The sequence below is a fragment of the Paenibacillus sp. Aloe-11 genome (assembly GCF_000245715.1).
In the GTDB taxonomy this organism is placed as follows: Bacteria; Bacillota; Bacilli; order Paenibacillales; family Paenibacillaceae; genus Paenibacillus; species Paenibacillus kribbensis.
The window spans coordinates 151115-151509 of sequence record NZ_JH601066.1 but is presented as its reverse complement, the minus strand read 5'-3'; the positions used below and the strand labels follow the sequence as shown (position 1 = coordinate 151509).

Annotated in this window: 1 protein-coding gene; it reads left to right on the top strand. The window is 55.9% G+C overall.

The window, feature by feature from the left end:
• Positions 1 to 395 (top strand): AMP-binding protein (locus tag WG8_RS20875; protein WP_007432235.1); only part of this gene is annotated, 395 nt, incomplete at both ends.

Here is a 395-nt window from a genome sequence, read left to right as displayed (position 1 = left end):
AAGGCTGGCGGCGCATATCTGCCGATTGACCCGGAAACGCCGGACCAGCGCATTGGATTTATGCTGGAGGACAGCAGAGCCCTACTGTTGATCGCGGACGGTGATAACGCGGAACGTCTGCCGGAGGGCTATCGCGGGGCCATGCTGAATGTGGACGACGATAGTTTGTATGAGTCGGAGCCTTGGAGATCCGAAGGGGACCAACACGAAAGTGAAAGTTTGGCTTACATCATTTATACGTCGGGTACGACGGGTAATCCGAAAGGGGTACAACTCACGCATAGAGGCCTTCTGCATTATGCACGCTGGTTTGCGGCTGAGGCGAAGCTGTCCCCGGATGACAAGACGATGCTGCTGTCATCCTACGCGTTCGACCTGGGCTATACGAGCCTGTA